The sequence below is a fragment of the Aquirufa sp. 5-AUSEE-100C1 genome, from assembly GCF_054558655.1.
Genome location: NZ_JBPXKO010000001.1, coordinates 52,682 through 72,636, shown reverse-complemented (window position 1 = coordinate 72,636; position 19,955 = coordinate 52,682). Strand labels below are relative to the sequence as shown.

Here is a 19,955-nt window from a genome sequence, read left to right as displayed (position 1 = left end):
CATGGAAGATCTATTAAATAACCCATCGACAACTGTAGTAGATGTTCGTGAAACAAGTGAATTTGCGAGTGGACATTATGAAGGAGCCATCAATATTCCCTTGGGAATCGTACCTTTGAAATTAGATCAATTCAAGGCTATGGAAGGACCCATTGTGGTATATTGTAGAAGTGGAAACCGCTCTGGCATGGCCATGAATCTGTTAAAGCAAGCCGGATTGTCGGAAGTTTATAACGGCGGAGGCTTACACGATATGCTCGTTTATCAAGATTAATTCATTTTCCCCAGGCTTTGGCCTGGGGATTAAATCTTTACATGATGTTGACAAATTTAACTCAAAACTGGGGATTGATGCGAATTATCCGACTTCTTATTGGTGGCTATGCGCTGATAGAGGCCTATCGTGGGAATGATGCACTCATGGCTATGCTCGGATTCGTAATGGTAGGCATGGCTGTATTAAATGCTGGTTGTGGTGCACAAGGCTGTGGAGTTCCCATGAATAAAACAACAAGTAAGGAAACCGACGAAGTATCTTATGAAGAAGTTCATTCAAAATAACTTTTGGTCGATCGTAGGAGGGTTCTTTGGAGGCCTCTTTGGATATTTTTACTGGAGAGACATCGGTTGCGCAACAGGTACATGTCCGATCACAAGCAAACCACTTAACAGCATCATATACTTTGCTGTTTTGGGTTATTTTATGATTGGCACTATCTCACAATGGCGTACCTTTAAAGAAGAGAAATTACATAAATAAATTTTAAACTAAATTTAACAATCGACTAGTGACTTTAGACTAGCGACTAATTTAACTTACTTATGATGGAAACAATCACCCAACCCTGGCCTTGGTATACGGCAGGAATTATTATCGGACTTATTGTCCCAGCCTTGTTGATCCTTGGCAATAAGCACTTCGGCATATCGGCCAACTTGCGTCATGCCTGTGCGGCATGCTTACCAAGTAACATTCCGTTTTTCAGCTATGATTGGAAAAAAGAGATTTGGAACTTCTTTTTTGTGGGAGGAATATTAGTAGGGGGTATTATTTCTACCCTTTATTTAGGTTCGGATGAGCCAGTCATCGTTCACCCTGAATTAGCAAAAGAATTAGCAAACTACGGAATCACTGATTTTTCAGGAATGGTTCCAGCCGAATTATTTTCTTTTGAAAATTTATTAACGGTTCGAGGACTTTTAATAATGATCGTGGGTGGTTTCTTTGTTGGCTTTGGCGCTCGCTATGCTGGCGGGTGTACCTCAGGTCATGCGATTATGGGACTCTCCGATTTACAATGGCCATCCTTGGTAGCCACTATCTGCTTTATGATTGGGGGATTTATCATGGCTAATTTCATTTTACCATTCATTTTAAATTTATAAGACACATGGAAAATAAGCAAACAGATCATGCAAATCCTGTTGATTTTGAAGTACGTTCATTAGACACCATGTGTGTGAATGAATCAGAAATGGTTCACCCTTGGTGGTATAATTTCAAATATGCAGCCGTGGGCGTCATTTTTGGTATCGTATTCATCAAAGCAGAAATTATATCTTGGTTCCGAATTCAAGAAATGTTTCGCCTACAAAGCTTTCACATGTATGGTGTGATTGGAACAGCCGTTATCGTAGGAGCAATTTCTGTATTCATAATCAAGAAATTCAAGATTAAAACGATTCACGGAGAAGATATCACCTTCACAGATAAGAAATTCAATAAAGGTCAAATAATCGGAGGCCTGATTTTTGGATTAGGTTGGGCCATGACGGGTGCGTGTCCAGGTCCCCTTTTCGCTCAAGTAGGTTCCGGTGCGATCGTTATTCTTGTGGTTATCCTGAGTGCAACAGCAGGTACTTGGGTGTATGGTAAGTTTAGAGACAAATTACCTCATTAAGAAGTTAGAGGTTAGAGGTAAAAGGTAAGATGTAAGAGGTATAAAAAAAGCTAGCACTAAAATTTGGTGACTAGCTTTTATTTTGAAAGAAACTCTCTTACTATTACTCTTACCTCTTACCTCTTACCTAACTAAACGTGTAATCCACCCCCGTCACTTGACTCAACAAAGTCTGTGGCCCATCAAGTATTTTCGCATCATGTCGTAAAGTAGGTGTCACAGGGGAGAATTTCGCTAAGTACTCTTTCATCATACTGTGTAGCGTATAAGCCGTATTCTTAGCTTCCTTAACTCCTTTCATCCGACAAAGCATGTCTTCAGGATCTCCGTCACGCTCACAGGCACACAGCACATAGGATTTTTCAAGCTCTAAAGGAGAACCGCCGATAATCACTTTTTGAACCCGATGTCCTACCCGTTCAAATGCCTTAAACTCTACTTGCATCCCTTTAAATCGGATAAACCAACCACCAAAACGCAAGGATGCATCCTGGGCGAATACGTTCTGCAATTCCTTCTCCAACCAATTCATGATTTGTTGGCCCGTTGCTTTTGCGGTCCGAATCGTGGAATCCACAGGAAGCATGTCGTACAAGTAACCTTCCGTAATAGCCACTTTACCATCCTTCCCGGGAACGCGTGGGGGACAGAAACGGAAGCCATTCGATAAAACCACATCGGCATTCACCTTCCATTTCAAGGCGTCAACGATAAGCGTATCAATCGTATTCTCCACCACAAAGTTACGATACAAAGGAAGTGTACTGTAACCTAACACTTTGTTAATATCCGATTTAAATGGGGCTTCCAATTCATGGACTAAACTTAATATTTCTTTCTTGGCTGGGTATTTGACCGGATCTATTTCTACTAATTCATAAGTCGAACCCGTCACTTTTCCATCTTTCACTTGAATATCTAATTTTCCAATAAACGAACCGAAGGCACCGGGCTCAACGATCTTCGTGTATTCTGCTTGAATGGGTTTGCGTACTCGCTCGTGCGTATCTGCCCCAAAGATGTAATCCACCCCCTCGCAATGCGGGTTATTTCCCAAAGCAATTTGTTGGGATAAACCTAAGTGTGATAAAATAATGACAAAATCACATTGCTCTTGTTCTCGCAAAAGGGTTACATATTCCTTCAAGTTTTCCTCAGGTTTCGTGTAAATTATCCCCTTACTATATAAAGGCGATTGACGTAATGGAACCAATGGATCTGTATAACCTAAAAAACCAATCTTGACGCCCAAACGATGCATGATTTGGTAGGGCTGAAATATCAATTCTCCTTTTTTCCCTTCACCCAAATCGTGGTACATATTGGCACAAATTTTAGGCGCCAAAAGACCACCCATCAATTTCTGCATATTCTTTTTATAATATACCACTTCCCAGTTTCCCGGCAAATAAAGATCATAATTCATCGCATTCAATAGCGGCACAAAGGCCTGTCCTGTCGTTTTCACAGATAACATCGAACCCTGAAACATGTCCCCCGTATCTAGGGTAATTGTGTTTCCTGGATTTGCTTGCTTCATCCGATCCAAAGCGGTAGCCATGTGGGCGTAGCCTCCTGCTTTACGAAAAACGAGTTCGTCTTTTTCCCAAAATAATTCATCATGCGCATGCAATTGACAATGCACATCCGTTGTTTGCAAAATGGTAATTTGACCACTTGCTGGTTTTCCTGGGCTCGAAACTGTAGAACTAGGCTTTGCCTCGGAACCCGAAATAGGTGCTAAAGCGGCTACACTTGTTAATAAACCGCCTTGTAAAAATTTTCTTCTTGAGTTCATAGGTTTAGCTTTTTGATTTCTTGTGTTTCTTGATCCAATCTTTAATCGGCTTATAAGGGCCATATTTATGTTGTGACTCAGGGAATGGATCCATATAGGGTCCAAAAGGATGGTCAAACGGCTTACTAGAAATATCTGGCCAATCTTTTGACAAGTCTTTTGCAGGTCTCGGCATGGAATTCACATAAGCGGCTAAATCCCAAGCTTCCTCGTCGGTTAATTGTGGTTTTTCATAGGTCGCCCCTAAGGGCATATTGTATTTCACATAGCCTGCAAAGTTGGACATCCGATAGAGCCCCGCACCATGATTATAGCTATGAGCTCCCCAAAGCGGTGGATAGGTATAAGACTTACCGCCATCTGCTAATACACCCCCCCCATCAGCTTGATGACAGGATTGACATTTAGCTGCATATACATCTGCCCCTTTGGCAGGATCAATGGCTCTTTTCAGTCCTTTCAACTTAAAAATCCCTGAACCCTTGGGAGACTTCCCCTTGGCTACATCCGCTCCAAGCCATTTAATGTAGGCTAAAATTGCGCGCATTTCTTTACTTTCTGCGGCCAAAGCTTGCCCATTTAAGCTCCGTTCAAAACAATCATTCACCCGTTTTACTTGATCCTCCACAGCACCTGAACGAGCTCTAAATTTTGGATAAGTTGACTGTACAGCAAAATAATTATTTCCCCAGGGTTGAGTTCCAGCATTTAAATGACAATTCTGGCAATTCATCCCATTTGAAATAGCCATTACAGATCCTTTAGGGCCTAAATAATTGGACGTATGAGCGATTAATTCTTTCCCATATAACACTAACTCTTTTTCCTGAGGAGCTAAATACATCATCCGCCAGTCGGAGGGCGCTGTCCATACATGAGTGAAATTAGAATCCGGTGCTACATAAACTGCAACCGAATCTACCACATTCGATTTCGGGGATGTAATTGAATAACTTAAATAAATCAACAGTCCAGTCAATGAAATGGCTAAAGAATATAAAAAAGTAGATAAATATTCGAATCGATTCGTTGGTTGCCCTTTTGATGTCATATTTTGGTAAATTAAAGTCACAAGGTAAAGTATTAATCCTCGATTCGATGTGACCTAAGTCACAGATTCAAAAAAATAAATGCAAAAAATCCTCCAGATAATCATATGTGATTTTTATCACATATCGGATGATAATCAATTACTAATATTGAATTCAAAATTTGTTAACCATGAAAACATATCACCAAATTATCATCGTGGGCGGAGGAAACGCCGGAATCTCTATCGCTTCCCAATTACTACGTAAAGATGCTTCATTAGACATCGCCATCATTGATGGAGCCCAAAAACATTATTACCAACCCGCCTGGACGCTTGTTGGCGGAGGGGAATTTAACATCCAGGATACCGAACGATCGGAAGCATCCGTGATCCCATCGGGCGCGACATGGGTACAACAAATGGTTGCGAGTTTTCAACCCGAATCAAACAAAATCACTTTGGCCAATGGGAATGAAATAAGCTACGACTATTTAATTACAGTTCCCGGCATCCAATTAAATTGGTCTGAAATCAAAGGTTTACCGGAGACTTTAGGTAAAAATGGCGTATGTAGTAACTACAGCTTCCAAACAGCCCCCTATACATGGGAGTGCATACAGAATACAAAAGGAGGCAAAGCGCTATTTACCAATCCACATACGCCTATCAAATGTGGAGGTGCCCCTCAGAAAATCATGTATTTAGCGGCAGATTATTTCCGGAAAAATAAGGTTAAAACACAGGTGGAATTTTGGAGCGGAGGTACCCGGGTTTTTGGCGTAGAAAAATACGAAAATACCTTGAAAGACGTCATTGCCCGTTACGATATAAATACCCAATTTTTCGTCAAGTTAACTGAAATTGATGGACCCAATAAAAAAGCAAAATTCATCGGAATTGGAGATTCCAACAAAGACCAAGAATATTGGGTAGAATTTGACATGCTGCATGTCACACCCCCACAGTCGGCACCCGATTTTATCCGTACGAGCGCCCTGGCAAATGCCTCGGGATGGATTGATGTCGACAAACATACACTCCAACATGTAAAATATCCCAACATTTTTGCCTGTGGTGACGCTGCCAATCTTCCTGTTTCCAGAACTGGGGCGGCGATACGTAAACAAGTACCCGTATTGGTTCAAAATTTATTGGCATTCATGCAGGGGAAAGCATTGAGCGCTTCCTATGATGGCTATTCTTCCTGCCCAATCATCACAGGGTATGATAAATTAGTTTTGGCAGAATTTGATTATCACAATCAACCGACGGAAACATTTCCATTCGATCAATCCAAAGAAAGATGGTCAATGTATCAAATGAAGAAATACCTGCTTCCCTACTTGTATTGGAACCAAATTTTACCGGGAAAGATGTAATTAAAAAGGCCGCTAAACGTAGCGGCCTTCCCATTAATATTTGAGATAAGCCCAACCGGCTTCTTGTTTCAGGACGACCTCCGCAACGCCTGAGGGTACCGTTCCCGCTTGTGGGAAAATCGTTGCGCGATCGATTTTACGTTCACGAATCGTATTTTCACAAGCTTTAAATAGAACACCCGATGCGGCTAATTCGGCGATTTTAGCTTTTTGAGTAGATTTACCATCCACCAAAATAGAAATACCCGCACCATGTGCAACTAATTCAATTTGTGTGGATACACCCAAAGCAGTTTGTAAATTGGATATATTTTTCAAAGCGCCATGCCAAACGAGCGTATCCGAAGTATTTAACTGAACGACTACTTTATGAACAGGATTTTGTGCCTGAGCCATAAAAAGTGTGAATGCAGACAAGAAAAGGGTTAATAAGGTCTTTTTCATAATTATTGATTTTTCACTAAACTACTTATTTTAACGAATGAAAACAACTTGGGATGAACGATATCGAAATGCGGAATATCAATATGGAATAAATCCAAATGAGTTTATTGCCGAAAAATTAAGCCAATTAAAGCCTGGGCGGATTTTGATTCCAGCCGCGGGGGAAGGCCGTGATTTGGTATTTGCTGCAAGCTTAGGCTGGGAGGCACATGGTTTCGACTTAAGTGATCAAGGAGAAACCAAAGCACTTAAATTAGCCCGAGAGCGAAAGGTTAATATTCATTATACCTGTCAAGATGCATTCCAAATTAATTTTCCATTAGAATCCTTCGATGCTATTGCATTGAGCTATTTCCATTTAGCCCCTGAATTGCGACTAAAATTTCATCAGAAATGTATGTCATGGCTCAAACCTGGTGGACATATTATTTTAGAGGGCTTTTCAAAAAATCAATTAGGAAAAAATTCCGGAGGACCTAAAGATCCATCTTGGCTTTTTAGCACGCAGGAAATAGCTAACGACTTTCAGGGCCTCCATGTCCTACTCAACGAGGAAAAAGAGCGAATTTTAGATGAAGGTCCTCTTCATCAAGGATTAGCCGCAGTGGTACAATTTCATGGTCTAAAAATTAAATAAGCAAATCATTGCTTCCATGCCACATTGCCAATATGCTTTTTACTCTCAGTAATCTTTCGCTTTTGAATGAAAAAATTAACTATTCCAAAAATCAAAAGTACAGCAGATCCTATGTAAAAAATCCAAGCTGCCCAAAATTGTTCTGGCAAGCCCAATAAATTGTGTATACTTAGACCAGCAACCATAAAATACAAAGCTGTCCGAACAAATGACAAAAGCGTTGTCTGATTTGCCATCACAGTGCGTTGAATAGCCAATTTCTCTCTTAATATTAATTCAGTTGAAGCCATAGTTCATTCCTAATTCTTGAGACTTTTATCACGAAAATCCTTATTTCTTAAATCTACCTTTGGTAAAAAATAAAAGACGATGTTACAATTTATCAAAAATTTATTCGGAATAGGTCCCAAAGTGGATATAAACAAACTTTTGGCTTCCGGCGCAATCCTTGTTGATGTTCGCACCCCCGCTGAATACAAAGACGGTCACGTAAAAGGATCAATTAATCTTCCCTTGCAAACTTTGGGGAACCAAATGAACAAATTAAAGAAAGATCAAGTTATTATTACATGTTGCCGATCGGGTAGTCGGAGCGGTATGGCTCGTCGCCAACTCATTGCTGCCGGATTTACGCATGTTTATAATGGTGGGGCATGGAACTCCATAATGAGGTGAGAGGTTAGAGGTTAGAACTATGAGTTAAGAACTAAGAGTTAAGAACTAAGAGTTAAGAATAATTAAAGACTAGTGACTAGAGACTAGTGACTAGAGACTAAAGACTATATTATGAGCAAATTCGCCGAATTATTAAAATCCACCGAACCCGTACTCGTCGACTTCTCGGCGGAATGGTGCGGGCCATGTAAGCAATTAAAACCGATCCTCGAACAAGTCAAGAGCAAAGTGGGTACCAGTGCTAAAATCATTAAAATCGATGTAGACAAGAACCGCTCTTTGGCCGAAAAATTCCAAATACGTTCGGTACCTACATTAATTCTCTTCAAGGACGGAAAATCCGTTTGGCGACAATCAGGTGTCATTCCTGCCCATACGCTGGAAGGAATAATCAAGCAACATAGCAGTAGGTAGTCAGTAGTCAGTAGTCAGTAGTCAGTAGTCCGAAGTCCGAAGGACACTGTCTCGTTAATTTCTCTTAATTCTTAACTCTTCGTTCTCAATAAAATTTATCATGAAAAAAACACTCACTTCCCTACTCTTCTCGCTATCCCTGCTGGCCTGTTCTACGCAAGAAGGACATAAAGACCTTAGTGCAACCGAATTTCAAAGCGAAATCAAATCCGCAGAGACGGGTCAAATTCTAGATGTTCGTACCGTTGAAGAATACAACAATGGTCACATCGAAGGGGCCGTTTTAGCAGATATTTCAAGCAATTTGTTTCAAGAAGTTACGAGCAAATTAGACAAATCAAAACCCGTTTACGTGTACTGCCTCTCCGGCGGACGCTCGGGGGAAGCAGCTAGTCAGCTCCAACAAATGGGATTCAAATCGGTCATTAATTTATCCGGCGGCATGCTAGCATGGCAGTCGGCAAATTTACCTCTCGCCACCAATGCATCCGGCCCAACAGTATCCGAGGGAATCAGCTTGGCGGATTTTGACCAACAAATCAAAGGCAAAAAGCTAGTCATCGTTGACTATAACGCTACGTGGTGCGGCCCTTGCAAACAATTAAGCCCTGTGTTAGAAGCCTGGGTAAAAGCCCAAAACGGTCAAGTCGAATTAATTAAAATCGATGTAGATGCGAATCAGGGCTTAGCAAAAGCGAAGCAAATTGAATCCATTCCCTATCTAGAATTTTACAAAGACGGGAAATTAGCCGATAAACAAATTGGAATGGGTGAACCGAATGAGATGACGACTAATTGGGCAAAAATACTATTGTAACTCCCCTTTTCATTTTAGGTAAAGACGCGATACATCGCGTCTTTTTTTTGGCCATTAAAGGATAATCTCCCGACAGCTCATTCGTCGCCATACGATTATCGCTGAAGTAACAGTCAATAAGGCAATCACCCAAATTCCCATTTCATAACCAAAATAGTTCAGCAATACACCGGTCATCAAAGCACCCATCGCATAACCTAAATCTCGCCAGAAACGAAAAACACCTAAACTCTTGGCCCGGTCTAATGGATGCGTATAGCTCGAAATAGCGGTTAAAAAAGTGGGATAAACGATGGCTGTACCTAAACCCAAAAAGACCGATAAAATCGCATAATGCGTAAAACTAGACGCATATACAAAACCCATCAACGTGATGCCCTGCGAAAACATCCCCCATTGCAATAATGCCTTGGAACAAATCAAATCAGCCAAACCTCCCGTAAACAATTGAGCCACTCCCCAAACCAACGGATAAATAGCCGTTATCAAACCAATATCCACCAAAGAAAAGCCCTTGGCATGCAGTAACATGGGAAATAAACCCCAAACCATGCCATCATTCAAATTATTCATCAATCCCGCCTGTGTCACAGATCCCAGATTCGGGTGTCGCCACGTCGTATCCCATAAAACGGATTTCAAACGAGGTAAAATACTCGTTTCAGATGCTTGTTGCACGTGCGCACCCGTATCCTGAACAAATAATATGGTCAAAACCAACCCGAAAAAAACAAAAGCAATCCCCAGGTAAAATGGATAGGGTCGTAAGCCATATTGATCCGCCAACCAGCCTGTTAGAAACGCTACGATTCCCACCGAAACATAACCTGCAAATTCATTGATTCCCATGGCTAAACCCCGATTTTGATTCCCCACTAAATCAATTTTCATCGTGACCGTACTCGACCAAGTTAAGCCTTGATTAATACCCAATAAAACATTTGCAGCAACAATCCAGCTCCAAGATGGAGCCCACATGAAAATAAAAGGAATCGGAATGGCGAAAACCCAACCCAACATCAACACATTTTTCCGACCCATTTGATTGGCAAAATGTCCAGCTAAATAATTAAAAAGGGCTTTGGTGATCCCAAAAACGATGATAAAAGAAAAGATGGCTTGCGCTGACTGAATAGCAAAAACTTCATTTGCTAAGCGCGGAAAGATGGACCGTTCTAAACCGATCATTCCACCCACGAGCGCATTGATAAGAACCAATAAACTAAATTGTTGCCAGTTTTGACGTAAGCCGAGTAGATTTTTCATGGTATATTAAATACTCAAGCAATTTGAATATTCCTTACCAGTATCTATTTATCAAATGTTAAATTAGTTCTTCTTGGCCCGAATACGGCTTAAACTCACCTGAGTAATGCCCAGAAAAGAGGCGATGTATTTCAAAGGTGCTCGTCGTAATACCTCTGGCTGATCCTTTGCTAATAGTTCATAACGCTCCTCCGCTGTATGAAACTGTAAATTTTCAATCCGCTGAATCGTCTGTACATAAGAACGTTCAAAAAGACGACTAAATAACCGTTCTAAATCCCGATGATCTTCATATAGCGCAAACAATTGCTTCGTCGAAATTGACCAAACTTCCGAATCCTCAAGTACCTGAATCCCTTTCTTACTTGGAAGACTTCCAAATAAACTCTCAGCTCGAGCAATTAAGCAAAAGGGTTCATAAAAACCTTCCGTCACATCGATACCCTCATGAAAATAGTAGATTCTCGCCAAGCCCGATTTAAGGAAATAAAGCGTCTGACAGGTCTTACCTATCGATTGTAATTCCTCGTTCTTTGGGATAGACTGTAATTTAATCAGCGAATACAATAATTTTTCAGACTCCTCTGAAAGACTTGAAATTTGCTTGAAACGATCAACTAAGTCCTTAGGCATTGGGTAAATTAATTTTTCTCAAATCCCAAGGATACGGAATTGACACAATAACGTAATCCCGTCTCTGTGGGCCCATCATCAAAAACATGACCTAAATGTCCACCACACTTGGCACAGGTTATTTCGATACGTCGCATTCCCAACGTTAAATCGGGTGTTTCTTTGATTACACCTGCTTTGATTTCCTTATCAAAGGAAGGCCAACCACAATGCGAATCAAACTTGGAATCCGATTTGAATAAACGTGTTCCACAGCCTCTGCAGGTATAAAAACCGTTTTCATTATGCATCAAAAACTTCCCAGTATAGGGGCGTTCTGTGCCCTTTTGACGTAATATATAATATTCTTCCTCCGTTAGCTTTTGCTTCCACTCTGCCTCGGACGTAGGTAATTTAGCATCCATGTTGTTTGATGTTTTCGGCGCTTGGCTACACGCTTGGAATGCCAAGGCCATACTAATTAGGAAATAGGAAAATGATTTCATCGTTTTTCGTTTCAGAATAAACGAAATTTCTACCCAATTGTTTTACTCAATCAAATCACCCAAAAACATCAAATACGGTGTTTCTGCTGGCGCATCAATATCCTTGTAGCGGTGATAATTCCCCAATATCAGATTTTGAATCGTCTTTTTCAATCGCTTCCAACGCGCCTCGGGTAAATTGGCCCGACGGTCCCAATAATCAATTCGAGTGTCCAAAGGTTCAAACCGTTGATTCGGAAATTTCTCCGAAACCGCCTTCCGTAACTCAACCAAAAACTCCAATTTCTTTCGATAAGGCCCTACCTTGTCCTCATGGGGTCGCTGAATGCGTTCCCATAAGGATGGAGGTGTTCCTTGGTTGCCCTTTACACCTACCTGTTGCTCCGAATGTAGACGATATTGCACATAAGTCGCTGGAATAAAATCAATCTTATTTTCCAAAGCAGCTGCTAATCCCATCCAGGCATCATGCAAAAAATAGCTCGGTAAATTCGTTGGAAATGGCGTTATCCGATCCAAAAAGCGCTTACGTACGCCCATCGTACATCCCGTTACCCGATTCCCATCCAATAAAATATCAACAGATTTCCCCATCTTCCAATCTCGCTGTTGCTCCTCCCGAAAACGGAATGTAGACCATAATCGTTTCCCCGATATTTGGCCAAATTCATCCACCAAAACCGCATCCGTAAATACCACTTCGGCATTTTCATGGTGATTGAAATAAGTTGCAATTCGCTCGATTTTCTGGGGATCCCAAAAATCATCCTGATCCGCCGGGAAAATATAATCCCCCGTGCAAAGCGTTAATGCCTTCTGAAAATTTTGATAAGTACCTAAGCGTGTCTCATTTTGGTGTATCTGCAAAGGCAAACGATCCTTAAATTGCTCAAGAATCAATAGGGTACGATCCGAAGAACCCTCATCACACACAATGACCTCGTCGGGCGGTAAGGTCTGATCAACCAAACTACTCAACTGCGTACGGAGAAATTTTTCTCCGTTCAAGGTACAAAGTGCAACCGATATCTTCAAAACTTATCCATTAATGGGCCTCCAACCAGTTCATTCCAACCCCAATGCCCGTCTCAATCTTCACGCCTAAATCCAAGGCCTGACACATAATTTGATCAATATTCGTACGAAGGTAATCAATTTCTGAAACATGCGCATCAAATACCAATTCATCATGCACCGTCAAAATCATCCGAGATTTCAAATTCTCCTGCTCAATAAATGCCTGAATCTGTATCATCGCCACCTTAATCATATCCGCAGCCGAGCCCTGAATCGGTGCATTAATCGCATTTCGTTCCGCAAAAGAACGCTCATTCATGTTGGAAGACAGGATATCCCGTAAATACCGACGACGCCCTAAAACCGTTTCCACATAGCCTAACTCGCGTGCTTGTGTAATTGTATTGTCCATAAAGGCCTTCACGCCAGGAAACTCAACAAAATACTGGTCGATAATCTCCTTCGCTTCCGTTCGCGAAATTCCGAGTGAGCCCGATAAGCCGAAGGCCGACTGACCATAAATAATTCCGAAATTGACCGCTTTCGCACGTCGGCGTAATTCCGAAGTCACCTCATCCAAACTTACTTTGAATATTTTGGCTGCCGTGGCTTTGTGCACATCAATTCCCTGATTAAAGGCATTCAACATGGCCTCATCCTTCGCAAAAGCCGCCATGATTCGTAACTCGATCTGCGAATAATCGGCCGATAAAATCTGGAAGTTCTCGTCCCTTGGGATAAAGGCCTTGCGAATCTCCCGACCACGTGGTGTTCGAATCGGGATGTTTTGCAAATTGGGATCCTTCGAAGACAATCGTCCCGTCGCCGTAACCGCTTGCATGAAAGAGGTATGTATACGTCCTGTTTTCGGTGAAATCAGTTGGGGCAAAGCGTCTACATAGGTCGACTTCAATTTCTGCAATTCCCGGAAATCTAAAATCAAACGCGCAATCTCATGTTCAGTTTCCAATTTGGACAAAACCTCCTCACCCGTCATGTATTGACCAGTTTTCGTCTTCTTCGCCTTCGGATCTAATTTTAATTTTTCAAATAATATCTCACCCAATTGCTTCGGTGATGCTACATTAAATTCTTGCCCCGCCGCCTCAAATATCTTTTGTTGGACCTCCCGCGAATCCGCCTCCAAGGTCTTCGACATCTCCTGTAAAAAGGACACATCTAAATTCACCCCTTCACACTCAATCTTTGATAATACACGCGCCAAAGGCATCTCTACCTCGTTCAACAGTTCAATTGCCTTCGGGTTTTTGGTCAATAGGCCATCCAAAATCGGCTTCAATTGTAGCGTCACATCCGCATCCTCTGCTGCATATTCCTTGATATCTTCCAAGGCCACATCCCGCATGTTTCCTTGCTTAATCCCTTTTTTACCAATCAATGTCTCGATCGACAAAGGTTCATAATTCAGGTAAGCCATTGATAAAGCATCCATGTTGTGCCGCTTTTCGGGTTCGATGAGGTAATGGGCCAACATGGTGTCGTAACTGCTTCCTTTAATTTCAATCCCATAATTCGCCAAGACACTCAAATCATACTTGATATTTTGAGCGACTTTCTGAATGGCCTCATTGGCAAACAAATCCTTAAACAAATCGACCTGAGATTGCGCCTCCGCTTGGTTCTCTGGGAACGGAACATAGAAGGCCTCCCCTTTACGATAGGCAAAAGACATCCCAACTAATTCCGCCTCCACTGCCGTTAAACTCGTGGTTTCCGTATCGAAACAGAAAGTGCTTTGTCGGCCCAAAAACCCAATCAATGACTTAATCGCTGCCTCGCCCTGCACCAAATGGTATTGATGTGCCGTATTCGATAAATTACTAAAATGAGATACTTTTTCGTCTTCCTCTTCGGCCATCATGAAATCTGCTGGCGCTGCCGCAGGTGATCCAAACATGTCCATCTGATTTGAAGCTACTTTCGGACTTGCCTTCGCTTTCGGCGCGGAAGGTTCAGGGTCTTCGCCTAATATTCGTCGACGTAAGGTTCGAAATTCCAATTCATCCAACAAAGGTTCTAACAATTCCTTTTTAGGAGCGGTGATGACCAATTTATCTTCTTCGTATTCGATGGGAACTTCACATAAAATCGTCGCCAAATGGCGCGAAAGCATGCCTTGCTCCTGGAAATTCTCCAGGTTTTCACGCAATTTACCTTTGAGCTTATCCGTATTCTTAAATAGGTTCTCCATGGAACCAAATTCCTCGATTAATTTTTGAGCCGTCTTCTCCCCAACCCCCGGAACACCTGGAATATTATCCACCGCATCACCCATCAAACCCAGCATATCGATGACCTGTTCGACGTTCTGAATATTCCATTTCGCACAAACCTCTTTCGGGCCCAAAACCTCGACGCCTTTACCCATGAAGGCCGGCTTATACATTTTAATTCTTTCCTCGACCAATTGCCCATAATCCTTATCAGGAGTCATCATGTAGACCTCAATATCGGGATTCGCGCGCACTGCTTTCTTGGCAATTGTACCGATGATGTCATCGGCCTCATAGCCATCCATAATCAAAATGGGAATATCCATGGCCTCCACCAATTTCTTCACATAGGGAATCGCCACCGTAATATCCTCGGGCTGTTCTTGGCGTTGAGCTTTGTAAGGCGTATACTCGACATGACGAAAAGTTGGGGCAGAAGTATCAAAAGCTACCCCCAAATAATCCGGTTTTTCCTTTTGAATGACTTCCAAAATCGTGTTCGTAAATCCAAACACAGCACTTGTATTTAAGCCTTTTGATGAAATACGGGGAGTTTTAGCGAACGCAAAGTGGGCCCGATAAATCAGCGCCATCGCATCAAAAAGGAATAATTTTTTCATAGAAATTGACTAAATTTGAACGAGCAGAAAGCCCGCTCAAAGATAAGAAATAAATATTCTGAATTATGAATTTAGCTGCCCTTCGTGAGAATTATCAAAAAGGTGAACTCCTGGAATCCTCGGTGCATGTTGACCCCATCGAACAATTCAAAATCTGGTTCCAAGAGGCACAAAACTCCCAAGTTCTCGAACCGAATGCGATGTTTCTGAGCACGGTAGGGCATGACCATAAACCCGCAGGGAGGATAGTCTTATTAAAACACGTCAATGAAGGATTTTCCTTTTTCACCAATTACCATTCCCGCAAAGGCGCTGAACTCGCCCATCATGGCCATGCGTCCTTGACCTTCTTTTGGGGGGAATTGGAACGCCAAGTACGCATCGAGGGGAATGTTCATAAGATGTCGGAGGTACTTTCCACCGAATATTTCCACCAACGTCCCCGTGAATCGCAGTTAGGCGCCTGGGTCTCCGACCAAAGTTCACGCGTCGAATCCCGCGAATATTTGGAACAACGCTATGCCGAATTAGCCAAACAATACGAGGGAAAAGAAATCCCTAAACCTGCACATTGGGGCGGCTACGAACTCATCCCCGATTATTTCGAATTCTGGCAAGGTAGACCCTCTCGTTTGCATGACCGGATTGTGTATGAGAAAGCAGGGCAGCGTTGGGAACGGTATCGGATAGCTCCTTAAATAGGTTAGAGGTTAGAACTAAATTAGACTAGAGACTCCGGCCCACCTTCGGACTACTTTACTACTGCCCACTGACTACTGATTACTGACTACTGATTACTGATTACTGATTACTGACTACTGATTACTGACTTCTACACCCTCTCCCTCGGACTTCGGACTACTGACTACTGACTACTGATTACTGACTACTGATTACTGACTACTGATTACTGACATTCAACTTTTTATCAGTTTTTTAGTCATTTTCTGAATTAGACTTTTTTGCTTTTGCCACTATGTTTGTTTTCAAATAAACTCCTCATGCAAAAGCCCCCAAATTACTGTCCAAATCCGCTACTTAACATCAATAATCCGATATTAGAAGATCCACAACACCCGATGATACCTGGTTGGCACAAAATCATTGTCGCCGAACGCCTCCGGAATCGAAACAAACCCAATAACCTAGATATCCCTTGGGATGAAATAATCCAAAGACTTAAAGATCAACATGAAAATCTATAATATCATTTCGACACCTCAATTGTATGTCGAAATGAATGAAAGCATTTTGTGGTATAATAGTCATGTTAAAAATCTTGGTAGCCATCTTCTTAAGCAGATTTCCATATCCACTGAATTCTTAAGTCGATTTCCACATATAACATTCATTCGGTACGCTCCTTATATTCGATGCTGCATAATTTCTCAATTTCCTTATATGATCCATTACCAGGTTAACGAAGCAACACAATCTATTTACATTATTGCCATTCTTCATATGAGGCGGAGAAGCTTGAATTAGGTTAGAGGTAAGAACTAAGAGTTAAGAACTAAGAGCTAAAAGTTAAGAATTAAATTAGACTAGAGACTAGAGACTTCGCCTTCGGACTACTGACTACTGACTACTGACTACTGACTACTGACTACTGATTACTGACTACTGATTACTGACTAATGCCCACTGACTTACACCTCTCACTCTCACCTCTTACCTCTAACCTCTTAGCTCCTCCTCGGATCCACCCGCCAACCCAGCTTCCGTAATTGTTGTACCCGCAAACTACGGTGCCCAAACTCCTCCATCACCACCCCCTGCATCCAATACACTCCATTTCCCCGAAACGAATACTTTTTCAAATCCGCCGGAAAATGCACCGTATCAAAAAACTCCCCACGAACATCTACGAAATATCCGAAGTACATGCGGTCGCCCGACTTCGTGCGCGTCGGCTTCAAGGTCACCAAATAACCCAAAATATCCCCCCGATCATACCTAAAATCCGCATTCAATAACGTTTGGGGTAAATCCGACACCAAATCAAAAGGCGAACAAAGCGGAAAACCCAGAATCTCCCACTGATCGAAAGCATCCTCCGCCGGATCATGCACCAATTCCGGCAATACCCCCAAATCCGACACCTCATCCCCAAACAATTCCATCGACACCACCGGTGCCGCCTTGCCCTGAAAACGCGCATGCGCCTCCCACAACAAAGGCTTCTTCTCCATCCCCAAATTCCGAAAAGCCCCCACGCGAATCAACAACACCGCCTGCTCCAAACCCAAAGACACCCGATGCGCAAAATCCTCCCAAGACCGAAAAGGCCCTCCCTGCCTACGCGCCTCCAACAAATCCTGTATCACACGCTTCTCCAATCCCTTCACATGCACCCAACCCATCCATACCACCGACCCCCGAATCGAGGTTAAGTAATCACTCGCATTGATTTCAGGTGCCTCCACCTGTGCCCCACAACGCCTTGCCTCATGCACATAAAACTCCGTCCGGTAAAAGCCCCCAAAATTATTAATCACCGCCACCATAAACTCCAGTGGATAATAAGTCTTCAAATACAAACTTTGGAAACTCTCCACCGCAAACGACGCCGAATGCGCCTTCGAAAACGAATAACCCGAAAAACTCTCCATCTGTCGCCACACCTCCCGAGCCACTACCTCCTCATAACCCTTCGCCGCACAATTCACGAAAAAAGCCTCCCGGATTCGCTCAAACTCCATCCGCGAACGGGATTTGCCCGACATCCCCCGACGCAATACATCCGCCTCCGCTAAACTCAATCCCGCAAAATAATGCGCCACCTTAATCACATCCTCCTGATACACCATCACCCCATAAGTCTCCTTCATCAACTCCCCCATCAGCGGATGCACCGGCTCATACGAATCCGGCGCATGATAACGCTCAATATAAGCCTTCATCATGCCCGATGACGCAACACCCGGTCGGATAATCGACGAAGCCGCTACCAGAGTCAAATAATCCTGACACTCCAACTTCTTCAAGAGCTGACGCATCGCCGGCGATTCAATGTAAAAACAACCCATCGTCTCGTGCCGCATCAACTGCTTGCGCACCTCCTCATCCCGCATAAAATCCTGCACCCGATGAATATCCACATCCACCCCACGATTCGCACGAATAATATCCACCGACTCCTTGATATGCCCCAAACCCCGCTGCGACAAAATATCAAACTTCGCAAAACCAATCTCCTCCGCCACATGCATATCAAACTGGCATATCGGAAAACCCTTGGGCATCGGCTCCAAAGCCGTGTAGGCAAATAAGGGCTCATCCGAAATCAAAATTCCACCCGCATGAATGCTTAAGTAATTCGGGAAGTCCAACAACAAATTCCCATACTTCACAATCAGTCCCTGAATCTCCGAACTCACCTCCCGCATCGCCGTGGCAGGGTCTAACCACGCATCAATCTCCGCCTTCGGTAACCCAAAAACTTTGGCTAATTCCCGGTAAATCGACTTATCCCGAAACGTCACATAAGTCGCGAGCAAACATACGTGCTTCGCCCCATACCGCTTAAAAATATAATCGATGATGTCATTGCGCTCATCCCAAGAAAAATCGATATCAAAATCCGGTGGACTCGTCCGATGCGGATTAATAAAACGCTCAAAATACAAATCCAAAGCCACCGGATCCACATCCGTAATCCCCAGACAATAGGCCACAATCGAATTCGCCCCCGAACCCCGTCCCACATGAAAATAGCCCCGCGACCGCGCATAGCGGATAATATCCCAAGTAATCAGAAAATAGGCATCAAAATGCAATTCATGAATCACCTTCAGCTCCTTCTCCACCCGCACCTTCGCCTCCCGGTCCGAACGCGGATAGCGATAACGCAAACCCTCATAAGCCAATTTGGTCAATAAAGCCAAATCATCCTCCCGACTCGACCCAAAAAGCTTGCGGTTTTTCGGTAATTTAAAATCAAAAGAAAAGGTGCAGTCGGCCAACAAACGCTCCGCCTCCTCCAACAAACCCGGATAATCCCGGCAGACCTCCCGCAACTCCTCCGGACTGTAGAACCGTTCATCCGCCTGCGCCTGGTCCTTGGGCGAAAGCTTGCTCAACAAGACATTCTGGTCGATCGCCCGCAACAAACGATGCATCGAAAAACCCTGCTTGTTCAAAAAGGTAACCGGTTGGCACCACAGCATCCCACTCAAATCCTTCACATTCCACAGCGATTTCAGATCACTCCCGCGAACTCCCCAGCGTTCGTTTGGACCTAGGCTGCGTAAAACCTTTCGCCGACTGTACGGAAAGATGGTCCAAACATCCGCCCATTCCGGTGGACGATCGGGCCAATGACCGCCCGATAATAAGATTTGAGTCGCAAAAGCATTGATTTGAGCTAAACCCGTTGGATTACGGGCCAAGCAGATATAACCTTTGGAAAATTCCATCCCCACGACCGGCTTAATACCAGCCGCCGTGCAGGCCTGCACAAAATCGAAAATCCCGGATGTTCGGTGGATATCGGTAAGCGCCAACACACGTATACCACGCGCCACGGCCGCTTCCACCAGCTGCTCGGGCGAAAGCGTTCCGTAACGGAGGCTATAATACGAATGACAATTCAGGTACATA

General features: G+C 43.1%; 21 protein-coding genes. 11 read left to right on the top strand and 10 right to left on the bottom strand.

Features of this window, described 5'->3' with window-relative positions; genetic code table 11:
• The first annotated feature begins 1 nt into the window (after nucleotide 1).
• From ACMH5P_RS00350 to ACMH5P_RS00335, 4 genes are all read left to right on the top strand, one after another.
• Nucleotides 2-274 carry a rhodanese-like domain-containing protein gene (locus ACMH5P_RS00350; RefSeq protein ID WP_459492317.1) on the top strand — a complete coding sequence of 91 codons (273 nt, stop codon included), beginning with the start codon at nucleotides 2-4 and terminating at the stop codon, nucleotides 272-274.
• A gap of 41 nt (nucleotides 275-315) precedes the next feature.
• Nucleotides 316-561 (top strand): hypothetical protein, encoded by a 246-nt coding sequence (locus tag ACMH5P_RS00345; RefSeq protein ID WP_459492316.1) that lies wholly within the window; start codon nucleotides 316-318, stop codon nucleotides 559-561.
• Nucleotides 562-822: 261 nt separating this feature from the next.
• Entirely contained in the window at nucleotides 823-1,386 is a 564-nt protein-coding gene (locus ACMH5P_RS00340; RefSeq protein WP_459492314.1) for a YeeE/YedE family protein, read from the top strand.
• 5 nt (nucleotides 1,387-1,391) lie between these two features.
• On the top strand, nucleotides 1,392-1,901 hold the full coding sequence (locus tag ACMH5P_RS00335) for a YeeE/YedE family protein (RefSeq protein WP_459492313.1): 510 nt from the start codon (nucleotides 1,392-1,394) through the stop codon (nucleotides 1,899-1,901).
• Nucleotides 1,902-2,028: 127 nt separating this feature from the next.
• Here the strand turns inward: ACMH5P_RS00335 and ACMH5P_RS00330 are convergent, their stop codons facing one another.
• Both ACMH5P_RS00330 and ACMH5P_RS00325 read right to left on the bottom strand, forming a co-directional pair.
• Nucleotides 2,029-3,699, bottom strand: a complete 1,671-nt coding sequence (locus tag ACMH5P_RS00330; protein WP_459492312.1) for a bifunctional metallophosphatase/5'-nucleotidase — start codon at nucleotides 3,697-3,699, stop codon at nucleotides 2,029-2,031.
• Between the two features lie 4 nt (nucleotides 3,700-3,703).
• The gene (locus ACMH5P_RS00325; RefSeq protein ID WP_459492311.1) at nucleotides 3,704-4,750 is read right to left on the bottom strand and encodes a c-type cytochrome; all 1,047 of its coding nucleotides are present in this window, start codon (nucleotides 4,748-4,750) and stop codon (nucleotides 3,704-3,706) included.
• Nucleotides 4,751-4,920: 170 nt separating this feature from the next.
• Between ACMH5P_RS00325 and ACMH5P_RS00320 the strand changes: the two genes are divergently transcribed.
• A complete protein-coding gene (locus ACMH5P_RS00320; protein ID WP_459492310.1) occupies nucleotides 4,921-6,111 on the top strand; it encodes an NAD(P)/FAD-dependent oxidoreductase in 1,191 nt (396 codons plus the stop codon).
• Between the two features lie 33 nt (nucleotides 6,112-6,144).
• Here the strand turns inward: ACMH5P_RS00320 and ACMH5P_RS00315 are convergent, their stop codons facing one another.
• Entirely contained in the window at nucleotides 6,145-6,555 is a 411-nt protein-coding gene (locus ACMH5P_RS00315; RefSeq protein ID WP_459492309.1) for a DsrE family protein, read from the bottom strand.
• Between the two features lie 37 nt (nucleotides 6,556-6,592).
• Between ACMH5P_RS00315 and ACMH5P_RS00310 the strand changes: the two genes are divergently transcribed.
• Nucleotides 6,593-7,192 (top strand): class I SAM-dependent methyltransferase, encoded by a 600-nt coding sequence (locus tag ACMH5P_RS00310; RefSeq protein WP_459492308.1) that lies wholly within the window; start codon nucleotides 6,593-6,595, stop codon nucleotides 7,190-7,192.
• Nucleotides 7,193-7,197: 5 nt separating this feature from the next.
• On the opposite strand, the gene ACMH5P_RS00305 is transcribed toward ACMH5P_RS00310, so the two are convergent.
• Nucleotides 7,198-7,482 (bottom strand): DUF202 domain-containing protein, encoded by a 285-nt coding sequence (locus tag ACMH5P_RS00305; RefSeq protein ID WP_459492307.1) that lies wholly within the window; start codon nucleotides 7,480-7,482, stop codon nucleotides 7,198-7,200.
• Nucleotides 7,483-7,561: 79 nt separating this feature from the next.
• On the opposite strand from ACMH5P_RS00305, the gene ACMH5P_RS00300 reads away from it, so the two are divergent.
• The 3 genes from ACMH5P_RS00300 to ACMH5P_RS00290 all read left to right on the top strand — a co-directional run bounded on the left by ACMH5P_RS00300 (nucleotide 7,562) and on the right by ACMH5P_RS00290 (nucleotide 9,098).
• Nucleotides 7,562-7,867, top strand: coding sequence for a rhodanese-like domain-containing protein (locus ACMH5P_RS00300; RefSeq protein ID WP_459492306.1), 306 nt, complete (start codon nucleotides 7,562-7,564; stop codon nucleotides 7,865-7,867).
• 111 nt (nucleotides 7,868-7,978) lie between these two features.
• On the top strand, nucleotides 7,979-8,281 hold the full coding sequence (trxA, locus tag ACMH5P_RS00295; RefSeq protein WP_459492304.1) for a thioredoxin: 303 nt from the start codon (nucleotides 7,979-7,981) through the stop codon (nucleotides 8,279-8,281).
• 100 nt (nucleotides 8,282-8,381) lie between these two features.
• A complete protein-coding gene (locus tag ACMH5P_RS00290; protein WP_459492303.1) occupies nucleotides 8,382-9,098 on the top strand; it encodes a thioredoxin domain-containing protein in 717 nt (238 codons plus the stop codon).
• 54 nt (nucleotides 9,099-9,152) lie between these two features.
• On the opposite strand, the gene ACMH5P_RS00285 is transcribed toward ACMH5P_RS00290, so the two are convergent.
• The 5 genes from ACMH5P_RS00285 to polA all read right to left on the bottom strand — a co-directional run bounded on the left by ACMH5P_RS00285 (nucleotide 9,153) and on the right by polA (nucleotide 15,353).
• Entirely contained in the window at nucleotides 9,153-10,364 is a 1,212-nt protein-coding gene (locus tag ACMH5P_RS00285; RefSeq protein ID WP_459492302.1) for an MFS transporter, read from the bottom strand.
• A 63-nt stretch (nucleotides 10,365-10,427) separates the two neighbouring features.
• The gene (locus ACMH5P_RS00280; RefSeq protein WP_459492301.1) at nucleotides 10,428-10,997 is read right to left on the bottom strand and encodes a Crp/Fnr family transcriptional regulator; all 570 of its coding nucleotides are present in this window, start codon (nucleotides 10,995-10,997) and stop codon (nucleotides 10,428-10,430) included.
• An 8-nt stretch (nucleotides 10,998-11,005) separates the two neighbouring features.
• Nucleotides 11,006-11,482, bottom strand: a complete 477-nt coding sequence (gene msrB, locus ACMH5P_RS00275) for a peptide-methionine (R)-S-oxide reductase MsrB (RefSeq protein WP_459492300.1) — start codon at nucleotides 11,480-11,482, stop codon at nucleotides 11,006-11,008.
• Nucleotides 11,483-11,524: 42 nt separating this feature from the next.
• Nucleotides 11,525-12,517: a glycosyltransferase family 2 protein gene (locus tag ACMH5P_RS00270; protein ID WP_459492298.1), complete on the bottom strand. Its 993-nt coding sequence runs from the start codon at nucleotides 12,515-12,517 to the stop codon at nucleotides 11,525-11,527.
• Nucleotides 12,518-12,527: 10 nt separating this feature from the next.
• Nucleotides 12,528-15,353, bottom strand: coding sequence for a DNA polymerase I (polA, locus tag ACMH5P_RS00265; RefSeq protein WP_459492297.1), 2,826 nt, complete (start codon nucleotides 15,351-15,353; stop codon nucleotides 12,528-12,530).
• A gap of 65 nt (nucleotides 15,354-15,418) precedes the next feature.
• Here polA and pdxH point away from each other — a divergent pair, with 65 nt between their 5' ends.
• Both pdxH and ACMH5P_RS00255 read left to right on the top strand, forming a co-directional pair.
• Entirely contained in the window at nucleotides 15,419-16,051 is a 633-nt protein-coding gene (gene pdxH, locus ACMH5P_RS00260; RefSeq protein WP_459492296.1) for a pyridoxamine 5'-phosphate oxidase, read from the top strand.
• A 303-nt stretch (nucleotides 16,052-16,354) separates the two neighbouring features.
• On the top strand, nucleotides 16,355-16,558 hold the full coding sequence (locus tag ACMH5P_RS00255) for a hypothetical protein (RefSeq protein WP_459492295.1): 204 nt from the start codon (nucleotides 16,355-16,357) through the stop codon (nucleotides 16,556-16,558).
• A gap of 480 nt (nucleotides 16,559-17,038) precedes the next feature.
• Here the strand turns inward: ACMH5P_RS00255 and ACMH5P_RS00250 are convergent, their stop codons facing one another.
• The gene (locus ACMH5P_RS00250; protein WP_459492294.1) at nucleotides 17,039-19,954 is read right to left on the bottom strand and encodes a DNA polymerase III subunit alpha; all 2,916 of its coding nucleotides are present in this window, start codon (nucleotides 19,952-19,954) and stop codon (nucleotides 17,039-17,041) included.
• Nucleotide 19,955 lies beyond the last annotated feature (1 nt).